This is a genomic window from Amycolatopsis sp. w19, assembly GCF_051373225.1.
GTDB lineage: Bacteria > Actinomycetota > Actinomycetes > Mycobacteriales > Pseudonocardiaceae > Amycolatopsis > Amycolatopsis japonica.
Genome location: NZ_JBPQFM010000068.1, coordinates 1 through 707 on the forward strand (window position 1 = coordinate 1; position 707 = coordinate 707).

Consider the following 707-nt stretch of genomic DNA (forward strand, 5'->3'; position numbering starts at 1 on the left):
TAATCGGATTTATATTTTGTTTCTTTTTTCCTAATATTTCTGCAAGATCACTTTGAGTAACGGGAAGTGAATTAACTTGTCTAGAATCATTAACTATACAGTTAGAAGAAAATTCAACATTAGGAACTAAATCCATTAAAAAGTTTTTCTCTGCAGTAGTTAAGTATTTTATATCCCTTAAATATAAAATATTTTCTTGAATCAACTGTACAAACCTCACTTTATTCTTAATTTTTCTTTCCGGAACCAACTTCATTCCCTTTGAATTAGCTTTGGCTTGAAGTTCGTTTGCATAGTTTAATTCTTCTTCACTTAGAACTTTACCGTTTTCAATTTCTCGTAATCTAGCTTTTTTTTCGGCTTCTTGCAATGCTTTTTGCATTTTTAAATTCCTCCATTTAGTAGTGGAAGGAACTAACCTAATTGTGTTAGAATACATTTATAAAGTTATGTAGTTGAAGGTTAATCCCTTCTTAATATTTTTTAGAGAAAGTCCTCGGAGTCGTCGAAAACTTGAGGGCTTTTTCTTATGTCTAATTTTCTACCAAATCCTACATTTTTGCAAACCCTTTTTGTAGTATAAGCAATAAAACTCACATTAAATGTATGTGAGTTTTTTACTCTAATAATCCTTTTTCTTTAAACACTTTTCTCAAAGCTTCATTTACCAATTCAGATTTATAACTTTTAGGAACTCGATCAATAAT

1 protein-coding gene is annotated in these 707 nt (G+C 29.1%); it reads right to left on the reverse strand.

All coding sequences use genetic code 11. The features are described 5' to 3' along the window. Positions 1–382: hypothetical protein (locus tag ACSMFO_RS40160; protein ID WP_436462539.1), on the reverse strand; the 382-nt coding region annotated here is incomplete at its 3' end. Between the last annotated feature and the right edge of the window lie 325 nt (positions 383–707).